We start from the raw sequence: 21,668 nt of genomic DNA on the forward strand, positions 1-21,668 counted from the left end.
TCGAGCGCGCGGCCGCACGCAGCCTCGAGCCTCTCGCGGCCATATGTCTTGGCAAGCCGCAGGTGCCGACACAGGCGCGGAAGCCTTGCTCGGGATGCGTGCGCTCCCGCAGGATAGTCGCGATCAGTGCCGACGTGCGGCGGCCGATCTCGGCGGCGCTTCGACCCACAGGCTGACGCCAAATCTCTCACAAACCTGGCTGACGTTCAACGTTCCGGCGGGAAGAGATGGGCCAGTGATACGATGCTTGTAGCGGATCCATCGAATCATGCTGACGGTGAACGGCCTGCCGGTGGTGCTTGTCTGGTCATTGCTTTTGAGTTGCGCGACGATTTCGTGATCATCATGTAGTTCCGCCAGCGCGCGGATTTTGGCAACGAACTCATCGGGATAACGAACTGCTTCGGGGCGGTTCGGCCGCTGCCGGACCTCAATTGTCTCAGTAGCCCCACCTTGCCAGCGAATTTGCAATCGCAGCAGTTTGGGTTCTGGACCCTTAGCTACGGTGATGTCGCGTATCAACAGGCGGAGCATGCGCTTGCGGTCACGAGCTGAAGTGCTTGAAGCCTTCCACAGTCGGGGGAAGTCCCTGCCAAGCTGCAGTATTTGCTGCCTCTGTTCGGTTGTGATGCTACGCAGGTTCTGGCGCTCAAAATTGGCCAATTCAGTCTCGAGCTCGAGAAGCCGCTCCATTGCATCGTTCCAGCGCTTCTCGAGCGTACTGGCAACCAACCGATTGCTGGGGTCTGCTTCTTCATAGCGCCGTTCTGCCAAGTCACAATCATAACGGGCCCGGTCTATCCTTCGTTGCCATTGCGCAGCAATTGACCTATCGCGCTCCTCCAAGCTTGTCAGCGCTTGCAACGCCAGTTTAACCGTCAGTGGCGTGACGGCGGTCAACAGGCGCTCTGCAATGGCGTGATCAAGCGGTTTTGATGGCAGAGACATGCAGTGCTGCGGCGCCAGTGCCTCCCGACGCCTCCAATTGCATTCATAGATCGGGTAAAGACCGCCATTGCCGGCGTAGCGCACATTTAGACGCCGTCCGCAAGCGCCACAAAGCAATAAACCTTGCAGCAAACAAAGTCCCTCTCGAGCGGGTCCGGCGATAACTTCGCTATTGGTCCTGTTCGCCGCCAAGTGTTCGCGGTTGGTAAGGAATCGATCCCAGGTAATATAACCAGCATGGTGATCGGGAATGACAACACGCCACTCATCTTGTGGCATGCGGCGCAACTGAGTTTGGATCTCACCGGTAGGGCCGACCTGCTTGCAAGATTGATATCGGCCAAACACGTAAGTGCCGGCGTAAGATGGATTGGCAAGGACACCGAGCACGCGTGAATGCGTAAGTCGTCCCCAGATCAGCTTGCCGTCCCAGACGCCGCCATAGGCTCGGCGTGGAAAGACAAGGCCGAGTCCATTGAACCGTTTAACTACGCCGTAGGCGCTGCTCTCTTGTTCAAATAGTTCGAAGACTGTTCGAACCGCGCCTTGCACTTCCTGATCGGGGTCGAGGGTGATCCTATCGCCGTCGAATACCAAACCGACCGGCAGAGGGAAGTGCAATTCACCTTTCTGCGCCTTGTTGAGTTTGCCTCCGTGGAGGCGCGCGCGAATGATGTGCAGCTCTGCCTGAGCAAACGTACCCTTCATGCCAAGCACAAGGCTGTCGTTGAAGTCCGCCGGATCGTAGCAGCCATCGCCGTCGAACACCAATGTGCGTGTCACCGCGCACAGCTCCAGCAAGCGATGCCAATCCTTGTTCGAGCGGGCCAGGCGCGAGGCTTCCAGAGAGAAGATCGCGCCGACTTGGCCCATTGCCACATCGCTGACCAGCGTCTTGAAGTCGTCGCGATTGGTCGCCTGCTCGCCGGAGTGACCGAGATCCCGGTCGAGGATCCGGATCTGCTCCGGAGTCCAGCCGAGCGACCTCGCTTGGTCCGCCAAGTTGTACTGGCGCTCTGTGCTCTCTTGATTGAAGCGGACTTGCCCCATCGTCGACTGACGGATGTAGATGCAGGCCTGCCGCGCGAGATGATGATCGGCAATCTTGGGATTGATCATGATCAGGTCCTTCCACATCGGGCGGCGGAGCACCTGCAGCGAGATAGGAGTCGATCATGTTGGCGATGATGGCGCCCGCCTCGGCAAAGTCGAGGGCTGCGACCGCCGGATCCATCTAATCGAGACTTTCGCGGCGACGCAGAAGCTCGGCATTGATCGCGCAAATCTCGTTGAGCATCTCCTGGAGCTTGCGGTAGTTGGCGAGAAACTCGGCCACCTGAGGATACGTGCCATTCGGCACATAGCCGAGCCGCGGGCGTTCGCCGGTTCGAGCGATTGTGGACAGGTAACGCTTGGGGCCGTGTCCCGGTCCGTCGACGCAGTGGCAGCTGGGTCGGCCGCAGCGCTTGTAGGTCTCGATGAGCGACCCGCGCACAATCTGCTCGATCGGCGGCAGGGCACGCAAGAGCTGGTGGCGGCGCTTTCGCAGGGCCGCGGAAGAAGGTTTCTTCATTTGCGGACCGAATCGAATTGATGTCCGAGTGATTCAGAAGCCGAGTCATTGGTCAAGCCTCATTTCCTGTGCTTCAACGAAGAGGTGAATTCGGCAAGCGCAAGCAGACCAAGGGCGTCAATGAGCAACGGCTGCTGGCCATTGATAGGCTCGCTCCGAGCACCGGGAAGCGCCCAGTCCGTCCAGTCGCGTGGGACAGCAAGCGATCCGATCTCGGCGTGGCTCAGGCTCAAAGTCTCTACGCCAGAGATCTTTCTGACCTTGAGGACAGCAAATCGCTGACCACGAAGTACATGGAAGGGATGAGTTATCTCAGCCGAACCCAAATCCTGACGGGGCTGAAGTGCAGTTCGACGCAACCGTGCCGACGGTCGCGGACCGCGTCGCACAGATAGTGGTCAAGCAGTATCTGGAACTGGGGTTGGATCGAGTGTTTGATCCCAACTCCTATGGTTATCGGCCTGGAAAATCTGCGCATCAGGCGATCGAGCAAACGCACAAGCGATGCTGGATTATGACTGGGCGTTGGATCCCGACATCAAATGCTTTTTCGACACGATCGATCATGTCCTTCTGGTGAGAGCGCTTCGGAAGCACTTCCGGCCCCGCAGGGCGAAGAACCGGTGGGGCAAGCTCTTCACACGCTTCCCTCCCGCAGTTGACCCGCAGGCGCTCAAACGCGTGCGGGAGCGGATGAGGAGCTGACGCTTGCCACAGCACGCGCCACGCGTTGGCTTACGTAGCCCAAATACTCCTCCCGTCCTTCAAGGGTGGTAACAGTATTATGGGCGTTTCTATCCAACTGAGATGGGAAGCTGTTCACGTAGTTTGATGAACGTCTCGGAGCCTGGCTCCGACGGAAGTACAAGTCGCTCAAAAGGCTTCGGGGACGGAGCTCGCGGCGGCTGAACAGTATTGCGAAGCGCAATCCCTCATTCTTCGTCCGTTGGGCGCGCCTTGGTCACGCAATCGTTGGGTAACAAGAGCCGGATGATGCGAGAGTATCACGTCCGGTTCTGTGAGGGACTGAGGGTGAAACTCCCTCGGCCCACTCGACAGTTCTTCACCGGCGAAGAGTTTTTCCAGCACGTTTTCCCGCACGAGCGCTCGGACCTGAGCCATTGGCGCAAGCGGCTCGGCGACAAGCTGGAGTGCTTGTTGGCCGAGAGCCTTCGGGTGGCGCACGAGGCCCGTGCGTTTCGCAGCCAAGACCTCAAGCGGGTCACGGTCGACACCACAGTGCAGCCGAAGGCCATCAGCTTCGCGACCGACGCCAAACTGCTGCATGCAGCGATCCGGGGGCTGAACCGCCTGGCGAGGAAGCACGGGGTCAGGCTGCGGCATCTTATTCTCGCGTGGCCAAAGGCGCGGCGATGATGGCGGGCCGTTACGCTTAAGCCAAACAGTTCAACCGGCATCAGCGGCAGCTGCGTATCCTGCGCAGCCCGCTGGGCCGGATCATCCGCGACATCCGCCGCAAGATCGAGGGCCAGCCAGCACTGGAGCAGGCGTTCGGCCTCCCGCTTGGCCGGGCCACGCAGATCCGCTCGCAGCAGCAGCGCCAGCGCGGCTTCCAGCTCTATTCCTTCCATGCCCCGGAGGTGGAGTGCATCGGCAAGGGCAAGGCCGCCGCGCCTTACGAGTTCGGGGTAAAGGCCTTCATCGTCGCCACCAATCGCCCGGCGCCCGGTGGCCTGTTCGTGCTATATGCCAAGTCGCTGCCCGATAACTCTACGAGGGTCACACATTGAGGACGTTATTGACCGCACCAAGACACTCACCGGCTGTGCGATCGAGCGAGCCTATGTCGACAAGGGATACCGCGGCCACGACGCGCAAAAATCCCGCCGCGTCTTCATCTCCGGCCAGAAGCGCGGTGTCTTCGGTGTTATCGAGCGCGAGCTGCGCCGCCGCTCCGCCATCGAGCCTACATCGGACATCTGAAGGCCGAAGGGCACCTCGGCCAGTGCTATCTCAAAGGCCGCGCCGGAGACGCCGCCAACGTTCTCCTCTCAGCCGTCGGCCACAACTTCCGCCGCGTCTTGGCCTAGCTCAGAGAATTTTTGCGCCTGTTCCTGGTCCCGCTCTGGCGGACGCTCACCTGTCCAGCTCGGCTCAGTCCAGCGTCTTAACGGACGACGGGGTGGCATTCCATCCGTTCGGTATGCGAAGGCCCGATGCGGATAGAGCAGCCGTTGGCATCAGCAAACCGGGCGAGCTTCTTTCGCCCAGACGCCATCCGCTGCTTTTCCCTCCCGACTCGTTGTAGACACGACGCAGCTTCCTTCTCGACGCCGTGCTGTGTTTCTTGCCGAGCCAGGATCTAAGGCGCCAGTACAGCGACCGTTCTGGCGAACTCCTCCATGCCCGTGAGGCATATCGGTAATAGTTGCGCCAACCAATGATGACTGGATTGAGATCGCCAATGAGATCGACGAGGGTGAAGCCGGTAGGCGTTCCCCGCACCTTGGCCTTGACCTTGTCGCGCAACAGCTGTGACTTGTTCTTCGGGATGAAGAGCATGCCGACTCGGCGTCCGGTCGAACGCAGTTTCTCTTGTGCGACCCGATAACCGAGGAAGTCAAAGCCCTTCCGGACATCGGTGATCTTGGTCTTCTCCATTGACAATTCCATCCGCCACTCCTCTTTGAGGAATTGCGCCAGCGCCAGGCGCTCTTGTTCAGCATCCTGAAGTATTCCCTGCTACGAGAACGACCAAGTCGTCCGCGTAGCCGCACCACGTAGAAGCCCGGCCGACCACGAGCGTAGTCGGATTGCAGACGCTGTTGCGCTCGCTCGCGAGTTTTGTCGCGTGGATTGGGAATCCAGCGCTCTCCCTCCTGCCTGGTAGGCTGAGCGCCTGTCAACCGGAAGGAGAGAACAATGTCCATCGATATCCTCGACATTGATATCGCCAAGAATATTTTCCAGCTGCACGGCGTAAGCCGGAACGGCGGGGCTAGTACTGAAGCGACGAGTGATGCGTGATCAACTCCTCGATGTACTCGCCCAAATTGAGCCTTGCACAGTCGTGATTGAGGCATGCACAGGCGCTTCACATGGGCACGCAAGTTCGAGGCGCTGAACCACCGGGTCCGGATCATCAGTCCGCAATATCTGAAGCCGTTCGTGCGGCGACAGAAGAATGATGGCAACGACGCCGAGGCCATCTGCACGGCTGCTCGGCAACCTCACATTCCCTCGCTGCCAAAGCGGTCGGTCGAGCAGCAGGGCATTCAAGCCCTACACCGCGCCCGCCAACGCATGGTCAATCATCGCATGGCAGTGGTAGCCAGATCAGGGGTTTGTTGCTCGATCGTGGCCTCGCGATGGCCAAGAGCATCACATGTGCCCGTCGTCTCATCCCTGAGATCCTGGTCGATTACGACAACAAACTCACGCCGATGGCTCGCGAGGCAATTACGGAATTTTACGATCTATTCCGAGATCTCGATCGCCGCATCGCCTCGTTCGACAAAAAGATCGAATGCGCCTTCCGGGAAAGCGATACCTGCCAGCGCATTGCCGCGATCAAAGGCGTCGAACCCAAGACAGCCACTGCGATCGTTACTGCAGTTGGCAACGGCACAGAGTTCAGAAACGGTCGTCATCTCGCAGCCTGGCTCGGCCTTGTGCCCAGGCAATTCTCCAGCGGAGATAGGACAAGTTGATGGGCATTTCAAAACGAGGCACCAACACCTCCGCAGTCCGTTCGTGCACGGCGCCCGCGCCGTCGTGCGCACAGCGCCGCGGAAGAATGACCCAGCCAATGATTGGGTCAACCAGCTTCGGGAGCGGCGCGGCTTCAACCGCGCAACGGTTGCGGTCGCCAACAAAAATGCACGGATAATCTGGGCCGTGCTAAGGTCAGGCGAACCATATCGCGCTGTCTGCTGAAGAACCCGCCCACCAGATTGCGAGACGACGGAGAAATCGGACCGGCACACGAAGAGCCTGACTATTTCAACCGCCTGCGAGGCCTACCAGTTGTAGAGGCACGTGTGAGCGGATTTCCCATTTGGGCGCGCCGGAACGATCCGATGACGCCGGATAGATGTTTGCAACGGACCAATGCGGATCAGCTCGAATCGGTTTGCAAAGGGAGAGCCGTCCATAGATGAAATAGATCGGCTGGCTGATCCCGGCCTTGCGGCAGATCTCCGTAACCGCAACCCCGTCGTTGCCCTGCTTCAGGATGAACGCCTTCTGGGCGTCTGAAAACTTCGAGGCTTTCATCATTCTTCGCTCCTCCCAGCCGGGGAATCGATGCAAAAAACGATAGCCAAAAATGGTCCAGTTTGCTGGCCTCAGATCACTAGTTCCATAGGCACATCATCCTCATCCAGACATTCGAGTGGCACGACAGGCGACCGGCTTTATCTTGAGCTTCCATCTTTGTCGCACCATCCATGTCCAGTTGATGACGCAGTTGCCGCGAATCCGACAAAGCGTCGCGGCCATTTACAGCGGGCAGGATGGCGCGTAGGCATGTTTCACTCTCCTTGAGTCAGTTGGCACCATATTTCGCGAGTGGCACGCCGATTGCTGGGATGAGGGGCAAAGCGGTCGTAGCAGCTCCCTCCCAGGAGTTCTCGATGAGAGTTGCCCAATTGATCCTGATCAATGCAATGCTGATGCTGCTTATGACCGGGAATGCAGGAGTGACGAACATGCGACAATCGCCTCGACTTCACCGAGCTGGCCGAGGAGATTGCGCTGGGACGAGGCGGTGTTGAGCCTCAGCACGAGGGAACAGCTACAGCCGACCAGCCAAGCTTAAGCCGGATCACTTAGCCGCGCCATTACGGCATCAACGCGACTCGTTTCGTGAGACAATGACAGGCAGCAGGACGGAGATGGACCTATGAAACTCGCTTCTGGATACAAGGCGTTTTGGGAGGCCGCCCACGAGAACTACCCCGATGAAATAAAGCCAGGGGGACTTCTTGATATGGGAATCGCAATAAATAGCGTCGTGAATGCTGACTACTCTGACCGTTTTGCAAAACCCTCGGCACGAGGGTGGATGTCGTCTATTTACCCAAAAACTTTTGACAAGCGCTCCACAAACGTTGGAGCCCTGGCACTGACGTACAAAGGATTAATACATATCAAGACTCCTTTTGATCTCGCTCTGTACACAAGGCTTATTTGGGAACTGCAGCCGAGGACAATCCTAGAACTCGGTTCTTATCAGGGCGGCAGCGGGCTCTGGTTTGCTGACCATATGGCGGTGCTTTGTGACAATCCCGGTGAAGTTCACTCATTTGATCTGCACACCAAATGTATCCATGAAGTTGCAAAGCATCCATTTCTTACTTTTCATCAGGCTGACCTTTCGGACATTGCCACGTTTGATGAAAATCTGCTGATGAGGCTGCCTCATCCTTGGCTTGTGATCGACGATGCGCACGTGCAAGTATTTTCGATTTTCTCTTATCTGAACAAGTTTATGGTGTCAGGAGATTATTATGTAATTGAGGATAATCCTATGAGGGCGGATAAAGAGATTATCGATGGTTTGGAGTTGGTTGAGCGATCAGGATTTTTAATCGATACTTATTACACCGACGCGTTTGGGATGAATCTTACTTGTGCTCCAAATGCGTGGCTTCGAAAATCATAGGCAAAGTGACCTGCCACTGCGTATTTCCTCCGGAAGGAGTTAGAGTCCGGCCTGAAGAAGGACGGACAGATGAAGCGAGCAAGGTTCACGGAAGAGCAGATCATTGCGGTTTGAAGGAGCATGAGGCCAGGGTGAAGACGGCCGACCTGGCTTCGCAAGCATGGGGTTTCGGAGGCGACGATCTAAATTCGGCGGCATGGACGTTCGGAGGCGAAGCGACTGAGGGCCTGGAAGACGAGAACACGAAGCTGAAGAAGCTTCTGGCCGAGCAAACACTCGATGCGACGGCGCTTCGCGAGCTCCTTTCAGAAAAAAATGGCAGGGCCCGCCGCCAAGCGCGCTGCGGTCGCGCATCTGCAGGCCGCCATGGGCCTGTCGGAACGGCGGGCCTGCTCGATCGCGAGCGCGGATCGGAAGATGATCCGCTATCGTCCCAGCCGCTCTCCGGACACGGCTCTGCGAGGCCGGCTGCGTGACCTGGCCCAACGAGCGGCGACGTTTCGGCTACCGTCGGGTATTCGTTCTGCTGCGACGAGAGGGCGAGCTGTCGGGGATCAACCGGATCCATCGACTTTATCGAGAGGAAGGGCTCACCTCCGTAAGCGGCGCGCTCGCCGGAAGGCCGTATGGCGCGGCCTGCATTGTTCAAGAGGGGCAACCCGGACTGTCGCGGCGCCACAGCTTCGGCGAGGCTGGCAGTATCCGAGCGGAGCGCTCGATCGTGCCCTCGTTCTTGCAGCCTTCGGCTCGCAGATGGCGGGTCGCCCCGAGGAATACCGCGCTCTGCAAACCTGAGTGGTCGATCACAAAGTCGATATGAAGCGTCTTTGATGCCGAATGTCGGATCGCGACATGCTGTCTGGCTCACGACACCTTCGCTCGAAGCAAATAGCCTGGAAAAGTCAAGCTCTCAGAGTTGGCACGAGCCTTGAACAGGAAATAATGTTATCACGTATCGCCTCTCAAGGAGTCGCAGTGATGGCTTGTAGATTATCGCCTCTCAGTTCGTGTACATCACGTTCAGCTGTCCCAACATCGCTATCCACATCAGTCGAGCTCGCGAACGAGTTTACAGCCGTGATCGACCACACCGATGTCGCGGCTTTGCGCAGGCATCCATTGCGCGATGCCGAGTGATGAACCATTTCGAATTGCGGCCTTACCTGCCGCCTTTGCACCCAAATACGCGCGAATAGCTGCATACGATGGCGGCAGGGCCAACCTAAGTTCACGAGCAGGTCCAACCCGGTAGCGCGGCTCATCTGTGACGCGTAGCTGCGCAAGGCAGCACATGAGTGCAAGTCGGCGAGGCGATTGCAAACTCAGAGCAGCATGATTTCCATGAACAAGATAATCGAAACAAACTCGATATCGACTTCTCGGCACGGATTGACGAGAGGGGCGGCTCGCCATGAGCTCACCCAGACTGCAAAACTCGCGCTGACGATGGTGCTGCCGCAGCTTGGGCAGATCGCGATGATGACGACCGATCTTGCCCTCATCGGGCACATCAGCGCTGATGCGGTCGCTGCGGCGGCGCTGGCCAGCAGAGTATATTTCGTTAGCGTCTCTTTTGGCATGGGCCTGCTGGCAGCGGTGACGTCGCTTGTGGCAGAGGCGTTTGAGGCGCATAATCTAGCCGTAGTACGGCGTTCGGTGCGCATGGGGCTTTGGACGGGCCTGCTGCTATCGCTCCCGATTATGGCGCTTCCACTGCGCGGCGAACAAATACTACTCGCTCTCGGTCAAGTGCCGGACGCTGCGCGCCTCGCTCAGCAATATCTGTTCGGACTCTCTTGGGGCGTGGCGCCGGCACTGTGGTTTCTAGTTATCCGTAATTTCATGGGCGCGGTCCACCGGCCGGAGCCGATCTTGTGGATCATGCTTGCGGTCATCCCCCTCAACGCTTTGATGGCTTATCTGCTGATCTATGGAAAGCTGGGCTTGCCGCGGTTGGAGCTGTTCGGGGCAGGTCTTTCGACAACGCTGGTAAATTTTACTACGTTTTTGGCCGGTTTGTGGTTCGCCATTGTGCGCCGTCCTTTCCGTGACTACCACGTGCTTGCACATCTCTGGCACTTGGATTAGCCCTTGATGCGGCAGCTGATCGTGATTGGGGCCCCGATCTCAATCGCCTTTCTAATAAATGAGACGGCTTGGTCTGCCTCGGCGTTCCTGATAGGCATGATCAGCATAGGCGCGCTTGCCGCTCACCAGATCACGTCGCAGGTAGCAGCGATCCTATTCATAATCCCTTCCGGCATCAGCATGGCCGCGAACATGCGCGTTGCCCATGCTGTCGGCCGCAGCGACGGTCCTGGCATCAAGCGGGCAGGTCTGGTCGCGATGCTGCTCGGCATCGTCTTTGCCACAATACTGACGCTTGTGGTGATAGTCGCGCGTTTCAAGATCGCCAAGTTCTTTCTGGCCGACGAAGCCGACGCGACAATCGGACTCGCTACAAACCTCCTTTTGGTTGGCGCAAGCTGTTTCATTCCCAGCGCGATGTGCAGCATTGCCTTGGGCAGCTTGCGTGGGCTGAAGGATACGAGGGCTCCGCTTCTGTTCGCCGCAATGAGCCAGTGGCTGATTGGCTTTTCTCTCAGCTACGTGCTTGGTCTGAATGTCGGCCTTGGCGCCATTGGTATCTGGATTGGTTTGGCAATGGGGACGACCGTCTACGCGGCGCTCCTCCTACTGCGTTTCCAGCTGCTGGCGAGCAGGCGGCTCTTCAGACCCGACATATGATCGCCTATAAGCCTAAGAGTTGTGCAGAATTCACCCCTCTTTTCAAGCTTTAGGTGTTTAGTCCCAAGCTTTGATGGTGCATCAGGCGGCTCGAGGCCGACATCCGTACCTTCATCGACCCGCACAACAAAAACCCCAAGCCCTTCAAATGGACCAAATCCGCAGACCAGATTTTGGCTTCCGTCAAACGCTTCTGCCACAAATCCAGCAGACCTTATGAGGCGAACTTTAGATTCAGGTGACTAGCGGCGCAATCGATACATGGTCCCCGATCCTGATCGAGGCGCCGCCCACGGCAGCACAGATCAGTGTGTGTTGCGGCTTGACTACTCGCTTCGATCCATTCCCTTAGCCAGCACCGGCGGGCGGGGCGTGTGCCAGTCCGTCTCCTGCTGATAGGCCTCCGCCACTTTGGGCACGCTGGCCTCGGCGAAGGGGTATCGGATCCGAGTGCCGCATAGGTCATGCGCGCCGCGCGCCGCACCAGAGCCCGAGCCGCCTGCGGCGTAGGGCAGGTCCACGGGTTGTGACAGTGGCCGAATTCGCTGTTGTGCCAGCATCCGCAAGGATTTCGCGGCCAGTTTGGTCAACTCCGCCGTGTTGAACCCGCCGAAGCTGTAGACGCCTGCCGCATCCATGCGGGCGAGCACGGCAGTGCTTGCCTTCAAGTAGTACGCTACGGCACGTTACAGATCAATCAACGTGACATGAACTTGTTAACCGCGTAGCTCGAAATGCGCCACTTTGCCGGGATGATGCGCGCGGACCGGCATTCTCGCACGAGAAACGAGATATACGCGAATATCGCCGCCTACCGGCGCAAGAACCCGTGCTGATAAAAGGAATCAGTCGAGAGTTTGAAGCTGCGGGTACGGTGAGGCTGCAGACCGAACGTCGGAACAGGCGATGAACTGTGCTTTTGGCAATTCCCGTCTCTTGGGCGATGGCGCGCACGCTCCAATGGGTTGCAGCTATGGGCTTGCGAGCGAGTGTCTTGGTGATCAGCCGGCCACGGCCTCATCTTCAATGGTGCGGGGCCTGCCGGTCCGCATCTCGTCATAGAGACCCTCGATGCGATTTGCGATGAAGCGATTGCGCCATTTACCGATCGTATGCGGACCGACACCAAGTCGCGTCGCCACGACGGCGTTGCTCGGCTCACATTCGCAAGCCAGCACTGGCTCGCAGCGTCAGCGCCGCAGGGAGCAAGCGCGACCGCATTATGGTCGTGAGCTGCGTGCGTTCGTCGCTGGAAAAGTCAGCATTGCCTTCGGGCGTCCGGTGCGCATCGGGTATCTCCTTCGCTCAGGATACCCGAAAGCCAGCAATAATTATGCTACAACTTGCGAGACCGAACACTAGGTGTGACGAGGCGGCAGAGATGATCAAGAAGCAGGAATTCGGCAATCGCACCGCCATCTTCGCCAGAGACGGCGATGCAGCCCGAGGTCGGCATCAACGTTCCAATTCCGGTGCTGATGGCTTTTCATTCCTTCGGAGGCTGGAAGGCGTCTCTCTTTGGCGATCGCACACATGCATGGTCCTGAAGGTGTTCGATTCTATACGAAGCTGAAGACGAATCACGTGTCGCTGGTCCACTGGCATCCGCACAGATGCCGAGTTCGTGATGCTGACGATGAGCTGACAGTTCGTCCCTCATTGAGCGCAACCAGGGTAATCGCTTAGGCATTCCGGGACCGCGCTGTCGCTCCCTATTGTGGCGAGCACTAGCGTGTTCCTCCGGTCATTTATGAGCCGCCCGCCGCAAGCAGCACTGCAGTGGACGAATTCGCGTTCCCCGGTGGCCACCCAACGCTCAGCTAAATTCTTACTCGACGTGACATCGTCTGGATCAATCCACGCATCATGCTCTTGGGAAATGCTTTGAGATATTCCAAAGCGTCTTTTGAATTTCCAGCTCGTTTCCTAGGCGGCCCGCAAAGCTTCGGCCAAAGCAGCACTTGAAGCCGAATCGTTTTGCTATCCAGTATTTGAACGCGCGCCTCTAAACGGGGTAATCGCAAACCAGCTTCGAGATCGTTGTAGTCGTTTTTTGGCAATTGCGTACCGCCAAACATTAGCGTCGATGTCCTCGATGTTAAGGAGTATCGGAGGTACAATTGACCACGCACCAGGAGTAGCAGCTATCGTGGGGGCACAAAGATTTGCGCATTGATCAGAAAACGACCAACGCTTCAGCAAAAAATGGGAAAGACACAGCTTATCTGGATTTGAGGGCGATGGCTCTTACATCGCGGGCTATGCCCCATTTAGTAAACGCTACAGCGCATGAATCCGAAAAGCCAGAAGTGCGCTTAGGTGGGAAAAGTGAAGGATGCCAGGCGAATCGTGTCCCATGGCGTGGTGTAGCTGAGTGCGGGTCACCACATTCGCCGGCATTGGCTGGATCATCAGCTGGCGATTGCCGGGAGGCTGACAGTGGGACATCGCTCAACGGCGCGATGGTTTCTAGTGTCATACAACGGCCGCGCTGGACCGCCCATTCGTCGTTCTGCTCGACTAGGATGGCGGCCGACCAGTCGGGTGATCGCCTCATCGTTGGGAAAGATACAAGCGACTTCCGTTCGGCGCTTGATCTCACCGTTGACGCTTCGAGCGGATTGGTAACAGGTATGAAGGTGGTGGTGCCGCATGTCCCTGCTGCGGTTCGGTTGATCGCTGCGTATGGTGCGACCATCCGGGACAGGGTACCGGGAGCACGAAGGTGCGGGCAGGCAGATGCGTACGATCAGCTGCGAGCTCGCGTTAGTAGCTGGCCGCCCCTGCGCCTCGCGTCGTTGCGCTATGAGCGTGGATCCGTAGGTGTTGTGTCGCCCGCCGCTCCGATGGTCGGCAATCACTAAGAGGCAGGTATGCGACAGTAATGGGCATTGATGTTGGTGAGGTGGTGATTTGTGAGAAGGCGTCATCCGCCATTTCGGCCGGATGACATGACGCGGACCCGCTTGACCTGGGTGATTATCGCCATACATGCAGGTGAAGGCTATCGCCCAGGCTCACGTCAAGACCAACAAGATCGATGCCGGGCACGCTCGCCAGCCTGCCCGCAGGCGGCTATCTGCCGCAGATTTGACCGCCGACGCCGCGACCGAACGCAAGCGCCGGCTGGTGGCCCGCTTCTTCATACTGCTCGCCAGAATAGGTAGTGTTCCGATCTTTGTTAATAATGCACCATCAATTCTAATTCGCGGCACAGCCGATGACCGCAGCTCATCACGATAGCGTTCAAAATCGATGCGAGTGAAGAGCTGCGCGTTGCTGAGCTCAAGTTCGCCGTCGGAGGGTGCCGTGCGCTGGCTCTGGCCGTAGGCAACCTAAGGAAGCTGTCAAAACGGAAACATTGCGCCGGTTAGCCGACCTGTTCATTGTCCCCTGAACCCGAGGTTTGTTATGATGCCCCCTATCAATTCGACATCAAGCCAACTGCAAGACCTCATAGCAAGTGCCCTGCGCAGGGACGAGGCGCTGGAGGCCGCATATCAATCCACAACGGTCGGACAGCTTGTTTCGATGCGGGCGCGAACGCACGGCTCCACTATCGCGGTCGACATCTTCGAGCGGGGCGAGCGCGCGACCTACTCCGAGATGGACCGCAGGTCCAACCGCTATGCACATGCGCTGCGCGCAGTCGGAGTGCGAAAGGGCGATCGCGTCGGGGTGATGCTGCCCAATCGCATCGAAATGCCGACCCTGTGGTTCGCGGTTGCAAAGCTCGGTGCGGTGATGGTCCCGATCGACATGGACTACACGCCGAGGGAGGTCGAATACATTATCAGCGATAGTCAGGCCAAACTCGCCATCGTCGACGAATCTGCATGGCCAGTGTTTTGCGCAATGGATCATTGGCCGCAAGAACTTGCCAAAGAGCGAGTAATTCTTGTCGGGCAGTCTTCCGACGGGACAGCTATGGGTCTCCATCAACTGTTCAAGGGTCTCGACGAATCGCCGGTGGATGAGGATGTCCGCCCCGACGACCTGCTGACGATACAATATACCTCGGGAACGACGGGCTTTCCGAAGGGCTGCATGTTGACGCACGATTATTGGGGCGTGTACTCGTACGTAGCTGCCTACTTGATCCCGTACAAGAGGTATCTAAGTTGGGCATCCTCCGCCTATGCCCTTGGGCCAGGTATTCTTATGAACTCATATGGACAGGGCGGCACGTTATACGTCGCTCAGCAACTGGACTCATCGCAATTGATGAATTGGGTCAAGAAGTACAGCATCGAGTGGTGTGCGTTGCCGAGGCTGATAGCGGCAGACGCCTACGACGTACCGAGATGCCTGAAGCATATCTGGCAATACGACGGCTGGAGTGCTGAGACGGTACGCCGATTTCGCGAGCAGTTTGGCGTGCGCGCCAACTATTGCTGGGGGATGACGGAAATCGGAAGCGGCACGCAAATGCCTCCCGATATCCAAGAGATGAATGACGCCGGTTCGCTCGGGATTCGCGCCCCGTTTCGGGAACTGCGCTTGGTGAACGATGACGGCAGCCCCACACCGGTCGGCGAAGTCGGCGAGCTGTGGGTGAAGGGGCGTGGGATCTTCAAGGGCTACTGGAATAGAACGGACGCGAATGCAGAATGCTTCGACGGCGAATGGTTCAAGACGGGTGATCTGATGCGCCGCAACGAACTCGGCTTGTATTGGTTGGTTGGGCGTAAGAAGGACATAATCCGTCGCTTTGCCGACAATATCTCTGCGCGCGAGGTGGAGGCCATCATCCGCGAGATTCGCGAGATCGCGGATGTAGCCGCGGTGCCTGTTCGTGACGATAAACGGGGCGAGGAAGTCAAGATCTACGTGGAACTGAAAGAAGGACTCACGCCAGCCGACCTGCAGGTGGAGCGAATTCTCGAGCATGCTCGTGCGCGCCTTGCCGTGTTCAAGGTGCCACGGTACATCGCCTTCACTCCGATGCTTCCGAGAACTGTCGCCAGCAATAAGGTGCTCAAACGTGAGCTGATGGCCATCAGCGATCCTTTATTAAACACCTACGACGGTGAGGACAAACGCTGGCGCTGAAGCCGCTGTTCAGTCCAGGTTGCGCACGTGCGCAGCTGGTTCGATAGTTAAGCATCCACAGGATCACCATGAACAGCGTTTGCCCGTCGATTTCGACCCTCGGAGCGGAACAGGATGATGCGGCGAAAACGCTCGCCACCATCGCGGACGACCCCAAGCATCTCGGCGCCCAGCTCGGCGTGACCGCCGTCCTCCATACCTGATGCGGTGGAACGGCCCGTTCCAACAGAATCAAGGTGCTAGAGCGGTTCCCGATCAGGTTGGCTCGTATCCAGCGGCTTCGAAGTAGTTGGCGCATTCGCGGGGCGTGAAGCGGTCCAGACAGCGTCCGATTGCGCTCCACAAGCCTTGCGGTGCGCTCGGCGGCCGTGCGCAGCAGCGCTTTGAGCTTGGAGAAGGCGTTCTCGATCGGATTGAGGTCGGGGCTGTAGGGTGGGAGATAGAGGAGCTTTGCGCCGGCAGCCTCGATCGCCGTGCGCACGCTGGCGCCTCATGGCTGCCGAGATTGATGGGGTAGACGCCCGCCCCCTCACGCCATCGCTGTGCCAAAGTGGTGTCGTTGGCCATCACTCGAACGGAGGCGTCCATGTCGGAAGGTAGCATAATCGGGTTGGATCTGGCGAAGAACGTATCCCAATTGCATGGCGCGGATGCATCAGGAGCCGTGCTGTTCCGCAAGAAGCTGCGTCGGGACCGGGTGCTCAAATTTTTTGCCGCGCAGCCGCAGGGCTGTCCGGGAAAATTCAACGACAACAGAACTCCATCTGGTCGGTGGAGTTTCTGGGTTTGGGTCTACTGGGGCTGGAGGGTGGAGGCTTGTAGATGGCGGCGATGGATCGGCGGGTGAACAGGAACTGGCTTGCAAGCTCGGCAAGCCTGAGCGGAAGCATGGTGATGCAGTTCACCCGCGCGGCGATGCGCAGCGGCAGGTAAGCGATCATCGCGGCCAGGACTTGCAGGCGAACCGCGTTGTCATTGGTGCTGAGGAATTTGCGGATATCGAGATGCTGCTTGATCCAGCGGAACAGCAGCTCGATCTGCCATCGGCTCTTGTAGAGGGCAGCGATCTCGACGGCGGTGCGGGAAAGATCATTGGTGAGGAGATCCTGGGCCTGCTCGTGGAGCAGTTGCAATCACTGGACGAGAGGGTGGCGCTGCTCAACCGTGCTCAACCGTGAACTCGCCCGGCGCACCAGGGAAGATCCCGAAGCGAAGCGGCTGATGACGATCCAGGAATTGGGCCGATCACGGCCACGGCGCTCGTTGCCCTGGCGCCGACGGCTCAGGCTCGGCCCATTTTGGCGCGAGCCTTTACGGTTGTGAACATCCATTGCGGGCTCCTTCGGTATTGCGCCTTTTCTCCCGGGCCGCAGTCTCGGCGACAAGGCGCGCTTGCGGGCGAGGACGCCGATCTCGATCTCGACGATGTTGAGCCAGCTGGCGTGCTTTGGGACGTCGTGGAACTTCAAGCGGCGGAGCACCCGCCGCGCTTCATCCGTCGGGAAGGCCTGATAGAGCGCTCCGGGCCGAATGGTCGACAGATTGTCGAGCACCAGGCGGATGCGCTCGGCTCGGAGTTAAGCATGCGCGCAAGCCATGGATCAGCTGTCGAGCCTTTGCGCATTGCCCAGCGCACGGCCACGCTCGCGCCGATATCAGCAGTCGGCGCAGGGTTCGTCGCCCATGCGGGATGTCTCGCCGAGCTTCTGCTTTCCGCCCATGGAGCGCTGCAGCGGGGTGAGCCCCAGCCACCGCAAAGTCGCGTCCCCTCTTGAAGTCATCATTCTCATGGAGTTATCGCCATTCCGAGCTATGTCGAAAGCATCAAGGCGGGGGATATCGTGCCGGGCGCGGAGTGAACGATCGTGCGAGAATCCCCCGCCACGGCTGTTACCGACGGCCATTGCGGTTTTGGCTTTTATGTCAACACCAAGGCCATTGCGCTCGCCATCGAAAAAGCAAAGCTCGTTTATGTCGCGGCCTGCACAGTCTCGGGCAAAGCCATGTCGGACGGCTCGCCGCAAATCCCAGGATGGCGGCAAGGCCGGCATGATCGGCTTGCGGCCGCTGATTCCGGTCGCTTACCTAAACTTGAGGCACCGTTCGGCGGACGCGAGGCGTGGCTTGGCACGAACCTGATTTTCATTACGCACCCTCCAATCTCAAGGTCCCGTTTCTGCTCGACATGGCGCCGTCATCGCCGCCGGCAAGCTCGAGGCTGGCGATCGCCGCGGCGAGGAAACTCCCAAGGGTTCGGTGATCGATGCCGAGGGGGACGCCCCACGACCGCTCCACCTACCGCAAAGGCGGCGTGCTACTGCCGCTCGGCGGCACCGAGGGTTAGAAGGCGCAGCGGCCCGCAGCGATCTTGGAACTGTATGCGGACTGCTGACCGGCTCTGGTTTCGGGGTCGAGCCGAGCGGCCGGGAGAATTTCGGCTGCCTTATGGCTGTGTTCAATGTGGTAGCCTTCCGCCAAATTCAAGAAGGAGGACGCGATTTCGCGCGGCACCTGAAATCGGCGGCGCCCTCGGAAGGCTCATCCGGCGTCTTCTATCTGCCCCGACGAGATCGGATATTTGCGCGAGTAGGAGCGCACGGCAAACGGCTTTGAAGTCGAGAACGCGACGTGGGAGAAACTGCGCACGCTAGCGCGTAATTGCGGGCTTCCCGGCGAACTTGATCTCGCCTGAACGCATGATGTGGCGAAGGGTAATGATCGGCTTTCCGCAAACGGAAACTGAAGACGATACCGAGCTCATGGCGGCGCCGCGGTCGCGCGAGGCCCCGGTGAACGCTAACAATCGCCTGACTAACTACTCAGCGCTCGCTTGACGCCTTCAGCATCGATGCGTGCACCGAGCAAACGCGGCGTGTTCTGCACTCTATTCGATGCGAGTTTCAGTTTCAGCGAAACTTTCGATAAGGGCGAAGTCCCGGTCAGTCGCCACCTACGTAGCAGACCACCGTTCGTTGATCATCTCACGAAGCTCGACGTCAGTAAGGTTGGCTTGCTGGAACAAAGCAGTTAACATGCGGAACCCCTCGGCATTCCGCCAGCCTTGTAATGCAATTGGCCCGAGGCGAGCAGGCCGACGGGTGAGATCGTCAGAATCGCTCGTCTTCCGCTCGTGGCCTGACAGGCCGCATCGTTCCAAAACTCTATGACAGGATTTTCGCCATGCGTTACTCATCCCGCGTCCACAGAATGGCCGGTAAGGGGTCGAAGGCCTGGGACATACATCACATCGCAGCCGAGAAACGCGACCGCGGCGAACACATCATTCTGCTTACAGTCGGCAACACCGATTTCCCCAGTCCCGAACAGGCGATCGCCGCTGTACGTGACAACCTCGCAGCCGGACGGACCCATTACGGCCCCAGTGCGGGCGGCCGTCCAATCCGCGAGGCGATCGCACGGCGGCATACCCGCAACACTGGTCAGGCGATCGATGCCGATCAGGTCATTGTCACCATCGGCGCGCAGAACGCGCTGCTCACTGCCGCCCTCTGTCTTGTGGAGCCGGACGACCAAGTGTTGGTGCCGGAGCCAATGTATACTACTTATCCTGGGACCATCGCCGCTGCGGGCGGCGAGATCATCAGCATTCGCTCGCCGGCAGGAAACCGCTTCCATCCTCTAATCAACGAGATGGAAGCTGCTATCGGTCCGCGGACTCGCGCGATCTTTCTGGCAACGCCCAATAATCCAACCGGCGCAGTTTATACGAGAGACGAACTCTCGGCTATAGCGGCTCTGTGCCGTATTCACGATCTCTGGCTCGTTTCGGACGAGGTTTATGGCGAGCTTGTCTACGAGGGCCAACATGTCTCACCCTCTGTCCTTCCGGGCATGGCGGAGCGCACGATCACCATCAGCAGCCTTTCCAAATCCCATGCGATGGCCGGTTGGCGGCTCGGTTGGATGATCGGTCCGCAGCAGTTGGTGCATCACGCCAGTCAGGTAGCTCTCTGCTCGACCTATGGCGTTCCTACCTTTCTGCAGGATGCGGGTGTCGTGGCGCTGGAGCAATTTCCGAGATGCCTCCCCGAGCTGCGAGCCGCTTATCGCCGCCGCCGCGATCAGCTTTGCGACTGCATGGAAACGGTTCCCGTCCTGTCCTGCTACCGCCCGGAAGGCGGCATGTTCGTTATGCTGGATGTGCGCGCCACCGGTCTTTCGGCCTATGACTTTGCCAAGGGCCTCGTCCTCGAAGAAGGCATCGCTATCCTACCAGCGGACGGTTTTGGCGACAGCGCAGCTGGTCATCTGCGCATCAGTCTAGGTGCCGCCGACGCGGAGATTGAGGAAGCGAGCCGGCGCCTGTCCCGTTACGCCGAGCAGGTTGGCCGGTATAGAGCCTCCTAAAGTAAAACGTTCCTGGGCTTCGCCGAGGTTGCGAACCGAACCGAAGATGGTCAGTTTATCGTGATAACGAGAACGGAAAGAGACGCCGGACATGCAACCTGCCGGCGTTGCGTCAAGACGCGTGATGGCTCATGCGCGCACCACTAACCACTTAGGACAAGAGAACTCACTACTTTTCTGAGCACGGCTAGTAGAGCGCAAGAAGAGGGACTGATAGATGGCTTCGTGACTGATACGCATCGTCTTGTCGTCCGGGAAGTCGATCGGCAAGCGTCGGGCAATCTGCTGCGGGCTCCAAGTCCTGGCCCATCGTCGATCGTTTCGCGGGCCATGGCGGCGACCCTTCCACGGAACCGCGGGACCAGGAACGGGAGGGCCGCTCGGGGCCACGACGACGCTGTCAAGTCTCTCCTCCACATAAGTGTGCAAGGTTGTGTTAAGCGCAAGCTTGGTTGGTTTAGGCCGACGGGCCGATCGATCCTCATGCCACTGGGCAGTCGTCGCCCGATACTCCAACCCGCCGCTGCGGTGGCTGCATTGCGCCGCAGTTCTCGCGAGCTTGTCGAGGCGGATCGACCGAGACGATGCCCAATCTCCCGGATGGAATGGCCCTGCACCTTGAGAAGCGCAATCTCTTCGCGCTCCACCAATGACAAGTATCGCCCGGAGAACGCCTTTGCTGAGGACTTGAACATCGCTGGTCGCATGCCGCCCGCCTTTCGAAACCATCTGGTTCCTACAGGCTGTGACACCCCGGCTCCAGCGCAGCATCTTCGCTGCTTTGCCCTGCGGCAATAGCTCGCCAGAAAACTTCTCTGTTCATCCCGTCCAGCTATAGGCGGTCGTCCTGGCGATGGTAATGGCGCTCGTCCAGACCGTGCCGATCGCCGCTTTCGAATGCTCATCGCAACCTCCAACTCCAGAGTGTTGCGACGACCGCTTGAATCCACCCATTATGCCTCACACGACTATCGTGCGATCCTGTCGGCCACCGGCATCATCGGATTAATGAGCCGCAGCCCCGATGGAGAGCTTCTTCCATACCCAGCAGGCCGAGCTGGTTCATCACCGCCAATACAAGACGCGAGCCGAGGCTCAGCGCGATGTCTTCACCTTCATCGAGAGCTTCTACAATCGAACGCGACTCCATTCCGCCAACGGATATATCGCCCCGATCGAGATGGAGCTAAAAGCAGCTTAATCCTGTCCACTTTTTTAGGGGAAGATCAATCGAGGAAAAGCTCCGTGCGTCGCCGAGCGGAGCTAACTTTGGTTATGTGCCAAATTAACGCTAGGAGCCTGTCTGAGTAGTGACTGGTCAAGAGGGAGCGAGTCTGATTCCTTGCGCAGCCA

14 protein-coding genes and 15 pseudogenes are annotated in these 21,668 nt (G+C 58.6%); 14 read left to right on the forward strand and 15 right to left on the reverse strand.

The genetic code is table 11. The features are described from left to right. Positions 1-123: 123 nt before the first annotated feature. From KIP88_RS42500 to KIP88_RS48805, 3 genes are all read right to left on the reverse strand, one after another. Complete coding sequence (locus KIP88_RS42500) at positions 124-2,067, reverse strand: recombinase family protein (protein WP_214494038.1); 1,944 nt, start codon at positions 2,065-2,067, stop codon at positions 124-126. Between the two features lie 115 nt (positions 2,068-2,182). After that, positions 2,183-2,521, reverse strand: coding sequence for a DUF6788 family protein (locus tag KIP88_RS42505; protein ID WP_214494039.1), 339 nt, complete (start codon positions 2,519-2,521; stop codon positions 2,183-2,185). A gap of 59 nt (positions 2,522-2,580) precedes the next feature. Next, complete coding sequence (locus tag KIP88_RS48805) at positions 2,581-2,910, reverse strand: DUF5372 family protein (RefSeq protein ID WP_374226593.1); 330 nt, start codon at positions 2,908-2,910, stop codon at positions 2,581-2,583. Here KIP88_RS48805 and KIP88_RS42515 point away from each other — a divergent pair. Together KIP88_RS42515 and KIP88_RS42520 are read left to right on the forward strand one after the other, a co-directional pair. After that, positions 2,865-3,101 (forward strand): hypothetical protein, encoded by a 237-nt coding sequence (locus KIP88_RS42515; protein WP_214494051.1) that lies wholly within the window; start codon positions 2,865-2,867, stop codon positions 3,099-3,101. The two genes, KIP88_RS48805 and KIP88_RS42515, sit on opposite strands and share 46 nt — an antisense overlap. A 467-nt stretch (positions 3,102-3,568) precedes the next feature. Beyond that, positions 3,569-4,653 (forward strand): annotated as a pseudogene (locus KIP88_RS42520) (IS5 family transposase); the annotation flags it as partial. Here KIP88_RS42520 and KIP88_RS47335 read toward each other — a convergent pair. Then, entirely contained in the window at positions 4,637-5,143 is a 507-nt protein-coding gene (locus tag KIP88_RS47335; protein ID WP_249791447.1) for a group II intron maturase-specific domain-containing protein, read from the reverse strand. The pseudogene KIP88_RS42520 and the gene KIP88_RS47335 overlap by 17 nt on opposite strands. A 261-nt stretch (positions 5,144-5,404) precedes the next feature. On the opposite strand from KIP88_RS47335, the pseudogene KIP88_RS42530 reads away from it, so the two are divergent. Next, positions 5,405-6,418 (forward strand): annotated as a pseudogene (locus KIP88_RS42530) (IS110 family transposase). Between the two features lie 222 nt (positions 6,419-6,640). Here the strand turns inward: KIP88_RS42530 and KIP88_RS42535 are convergent. Next, positions 6,641-6,757: pseudogene (locus KIP88_RS42535) on the reverse strand (transposase); the annotation flags it as partial. A 628-nt stretch (positions 6,758-7,385) separates the two neighbouring features. Here KIP88_RS42535 and KIP88_RS42540 point away from each other — a divergent pair. Both KIP88_RS42540 and KIP88_RS42545 read left to right on the forward strand, forming a co-directional pair. Next, positions 7,386-8,147 carry a CmcI family methyltransferase gene (locus tag KIP88_RS42540; protein WP_214494041.1) on the forward strand — a complete coding sequence of 254 codons (762 nt, stop codon included), beginning with the start codon at positions 7,386-7,388 and terminating at the stop codon, positions 8,145-8,147. A gap of 69 nt (positions 8,148-8,216) precedes the next feature. Continuing rightward, positions 8,217-8,774: pseudogene (locus tag KIP88_RS42545) on the forward strand (transposase); the annotation flags it as partial. Between the two features lie 420 nt (positions 8,775-9,194). On the opposite strand, the gene KIP88_RS42550 reads toward KIP88_RS42545, so the two are convergent. Beyond that, positions 9,195-9,368 carry a hypothetical protein gene (locus tag KIP88_RS42550; protein WP_214494042.1) on the reverse strand — a complete coding sequence of 58 codons (174 nt, stop codon included), beginning with the start codon at positions 9,366-9,368 and terminating at the stop codon, positions 9,195-9,197. Positions 9,369-9,488: 120 nt separating this feature from the next. Between KIP88_RS42550 and KIP88_RS48810 the strand changes: the two are divergent. Both KIP88_RS48810 and KIP88_RS42560 read left to right on the forward strand, forming a co-directional pair. Continuing rightward, positions 9,489-10,895: pseudogene (locus KIP88_RS48810) on the forward strand (MATE family efflux transporter). An 80-nt stretch (positions 10,896-10,975) separates the two neighbouring features. Beyond that, a pseudogene (locus KIP88_RS42560) lies at positions 10,976-11,137 on the forward strand (IS630 family transposase); the annotation flags it as partial. An 84-nt stretch (positions 11,138-11,221) separates the two neighbouring features. Here KIP88_RS42560 and KIP88_RS42565 read toward each other — a convergent pair. Genes KIP88_RS42565 through KIP88_RS42575 form a run of 3 tightly spaced genes read right to left on the reverse strand, consistent with a single transcriptional unit; the run spans position 11,222 to position 12,073 of the window. Next, a complete protein-coding gene (locus KIP88_RS42565; RefSeq protein ID WP_214494043.1) occupies positions 11,222-11,563 on the reverse strand; it encodes a hypothetical protein in 342 nt (113 codons plus the stop codon). A gap of 25 nt (positions 11,564-11,588) precedes the next feature. Further along, the gene (locus tag KIP88_RS48815) at positions 11,589-11,900 is read right to left on the reverse strand and encodes a helix-turn-helix domain-containing protein (protein WP_374226594.1); all 312 of its coding nucleotides are present in this window, start codon (positions 11,898-11,900) and stop codon (positions 11,589-11,591) included. Further along, positions 11,897-12,073: a helix-turn-helix domain-containing protein gene (locus KIP88_RS42575; RefSeq protein WP_308163783.1), complete on the reverse strand. Its 177-nt coding sequence runs from the start codon at positions 12,071-12,073 to the stop codon at positions 11,897-11,899. The genes KIP88_RS48815 and KIP88_RS42575 overlap by 4 nt, the downstream gene beginning before the upstream one ends. 194 nt (positions 12,074-12,267) lie before the next feature. Between KIP88_RS42575 and KIP88_RS47340 the strand changes: the two are divergent. After that, a pseudogene (locus KIP88_RS47340) lies at positions 12,268-12,540 on the forward strand (methylmalonate-semialdehyde dehydrogenase (CoA acylating)); the annotation flags it as partial. Positions 12,541-13,306: 766 nt separating this feature from the next. On the opposite strand, the pseudogene KIP88_RS42580 reads toward KIP88_RS47340, so the two are convergent. After that, a pseudogene (locus KIP88_RS42580) lies at positions 13,307-13,521 on the reverse strand (transposase); the annotation flags it as partial. A gap of 365 nt (positions 13,522-13,886) precedes the next feature. On the opposite strand from KIP88_RS42580, the gene KIP88_RS47345 reads away from it, so the two are divergent. The 3 genes from KIP88_RS47345 (at position 13,887) to KIP88_RS48030 (ending at position 16,150) form a co-directional block, all read left to right on the forward strand. Further along, positions 13,887-14,138 carry a hypothetical protein gene (locus KIP88_RS47345; RefSeq protein ID WP_249791448.1) on the forward strand — a complete coding sequence of 84 codons (252 nt, stop codon included), beginning with the start codon at positions 13,887-13,889 and terminating at the stop codon, positions 14,136-14,138. 168 nt (positions 14,139-14,306) lie between these two features. After that, positions 14,307-15,947 (forward strand): class I adenylate-forming enzyme family protein, encoded by a 1,641-nt coding sequence (locus KIP88_RS42590; RefSeq protein ID WP_249791449.1) that lies wholly within the window; start codon positions 14,307-14,309, stop codon positions 15,945-15,947. Between the two features lie 68 nt (positions 15,948-16,015). Further along, entirely contained in the window at positions 16,016-16,150 is a 135-nt protein-coding gene (locus KIP88_RS48030; RefSeq protein WP_283848581.1) for a hypothetical protein, read from the forward strand. A gap of 52 nt (positions 16,151-16,202) precedes the next feature. Here the strand turns inward: KIP88_RS48030 and KIP88_RS42595 are convergent. Continuing rightward, positions 16,203-16,454: pseudogene (locus KIP88_RS42595) on the reverse strand (transposase); the annotation flags it as partial. Between the two features lie 79 nt (positions 16,455-16,533). Here KIP88_RS42595 and KIP88_RS47350 point away from each other — a divergent pair. After that, a pseudogene (locus KIP88_RS47350) lies at positions 16,534-16,671 on the forward strand (IS110 family transposase); the annotation flags it as partial. 19 nt (positions 16,672-16,690) lie between these two features. Here KIP88_RS47350 and KIP88_RS42600 read toward each other — a convergent pair. The 3 pseudogenes from KIP88_RS42600 to KIP88_RS47355 form a co-directional block, all read right to left on the reverse strand. After that, positions 16,691-17,023, reverse strand: a pseudogene (locus tag KIP88_RS42600) (transposase); the annotation flags it as partial. A 206-nt stretch (positions 17,024-17,229) separates the two neighbouring features. Continuing rightward, positions 17,230-17,521 (reverse strand): annotated as a pseudogene (locus KIP88_RS42605) (transposase); the annotation flags it as partial. A 64-nt stretch (positions 17,522-17,585) separates the two neighbouring features. Continuing rightward, positions 17,586-17,717 (reverse strand): annotated as a pseudogene (locus KIP88_RS47355) (transposase); the annotation flags it as partial. A gap of 1,410 nt (positions 17,718-19,127) precedes the next feature. Between KIP88_RS47355 and KIP88_RS42615 the strand changes: the two are divergent. After that, positions 19,128-20,315, forward strand: a complete 1,188-nt coding sequence (locus KIP88_RS42615) for a pyridoxal phosphate-dependent aminotransferase (RefSeq protein ID WP_214494048.1) — start codon at positions 19,128-19,130, stop codon at positions 20,313-20,315. 195 nt (positions 20,316-20,510) lie between these two features. Here KIP88_RS42615 and KIP88_RS42620 read toward each other — a convergent pair. After that, a pseudogene (locus tag KIP88_RS42620) lies at positions 20,511-21,220 on the reverse strand (transposase); the annotation flags it as partial. 49 nt (positions 21,221-21,269) lie between these two features. On the opposite strand from KIP88_RS42620, the pseudogene KIP88_RS42625 reads away from it, so the two are divergent. Then, a pseudogene (locus tag KIP88_RS42625) lies at positions 21,270-21,516 on the forward strand (IS3 family transposase); the annotation flags it as partial. Positions 21,517-21,668: the final 152 nt, after the last annotated feature.

It is taken from the genome of Bradyrhizobium sp. SRL28 (assembly GCF_018596315.1).
Lineage (GTDB): Bacteria > Pseudomonadota > Alphaproteobacteria > Rhizobiales > Xanthobacteraceae > Bradyrhizobium.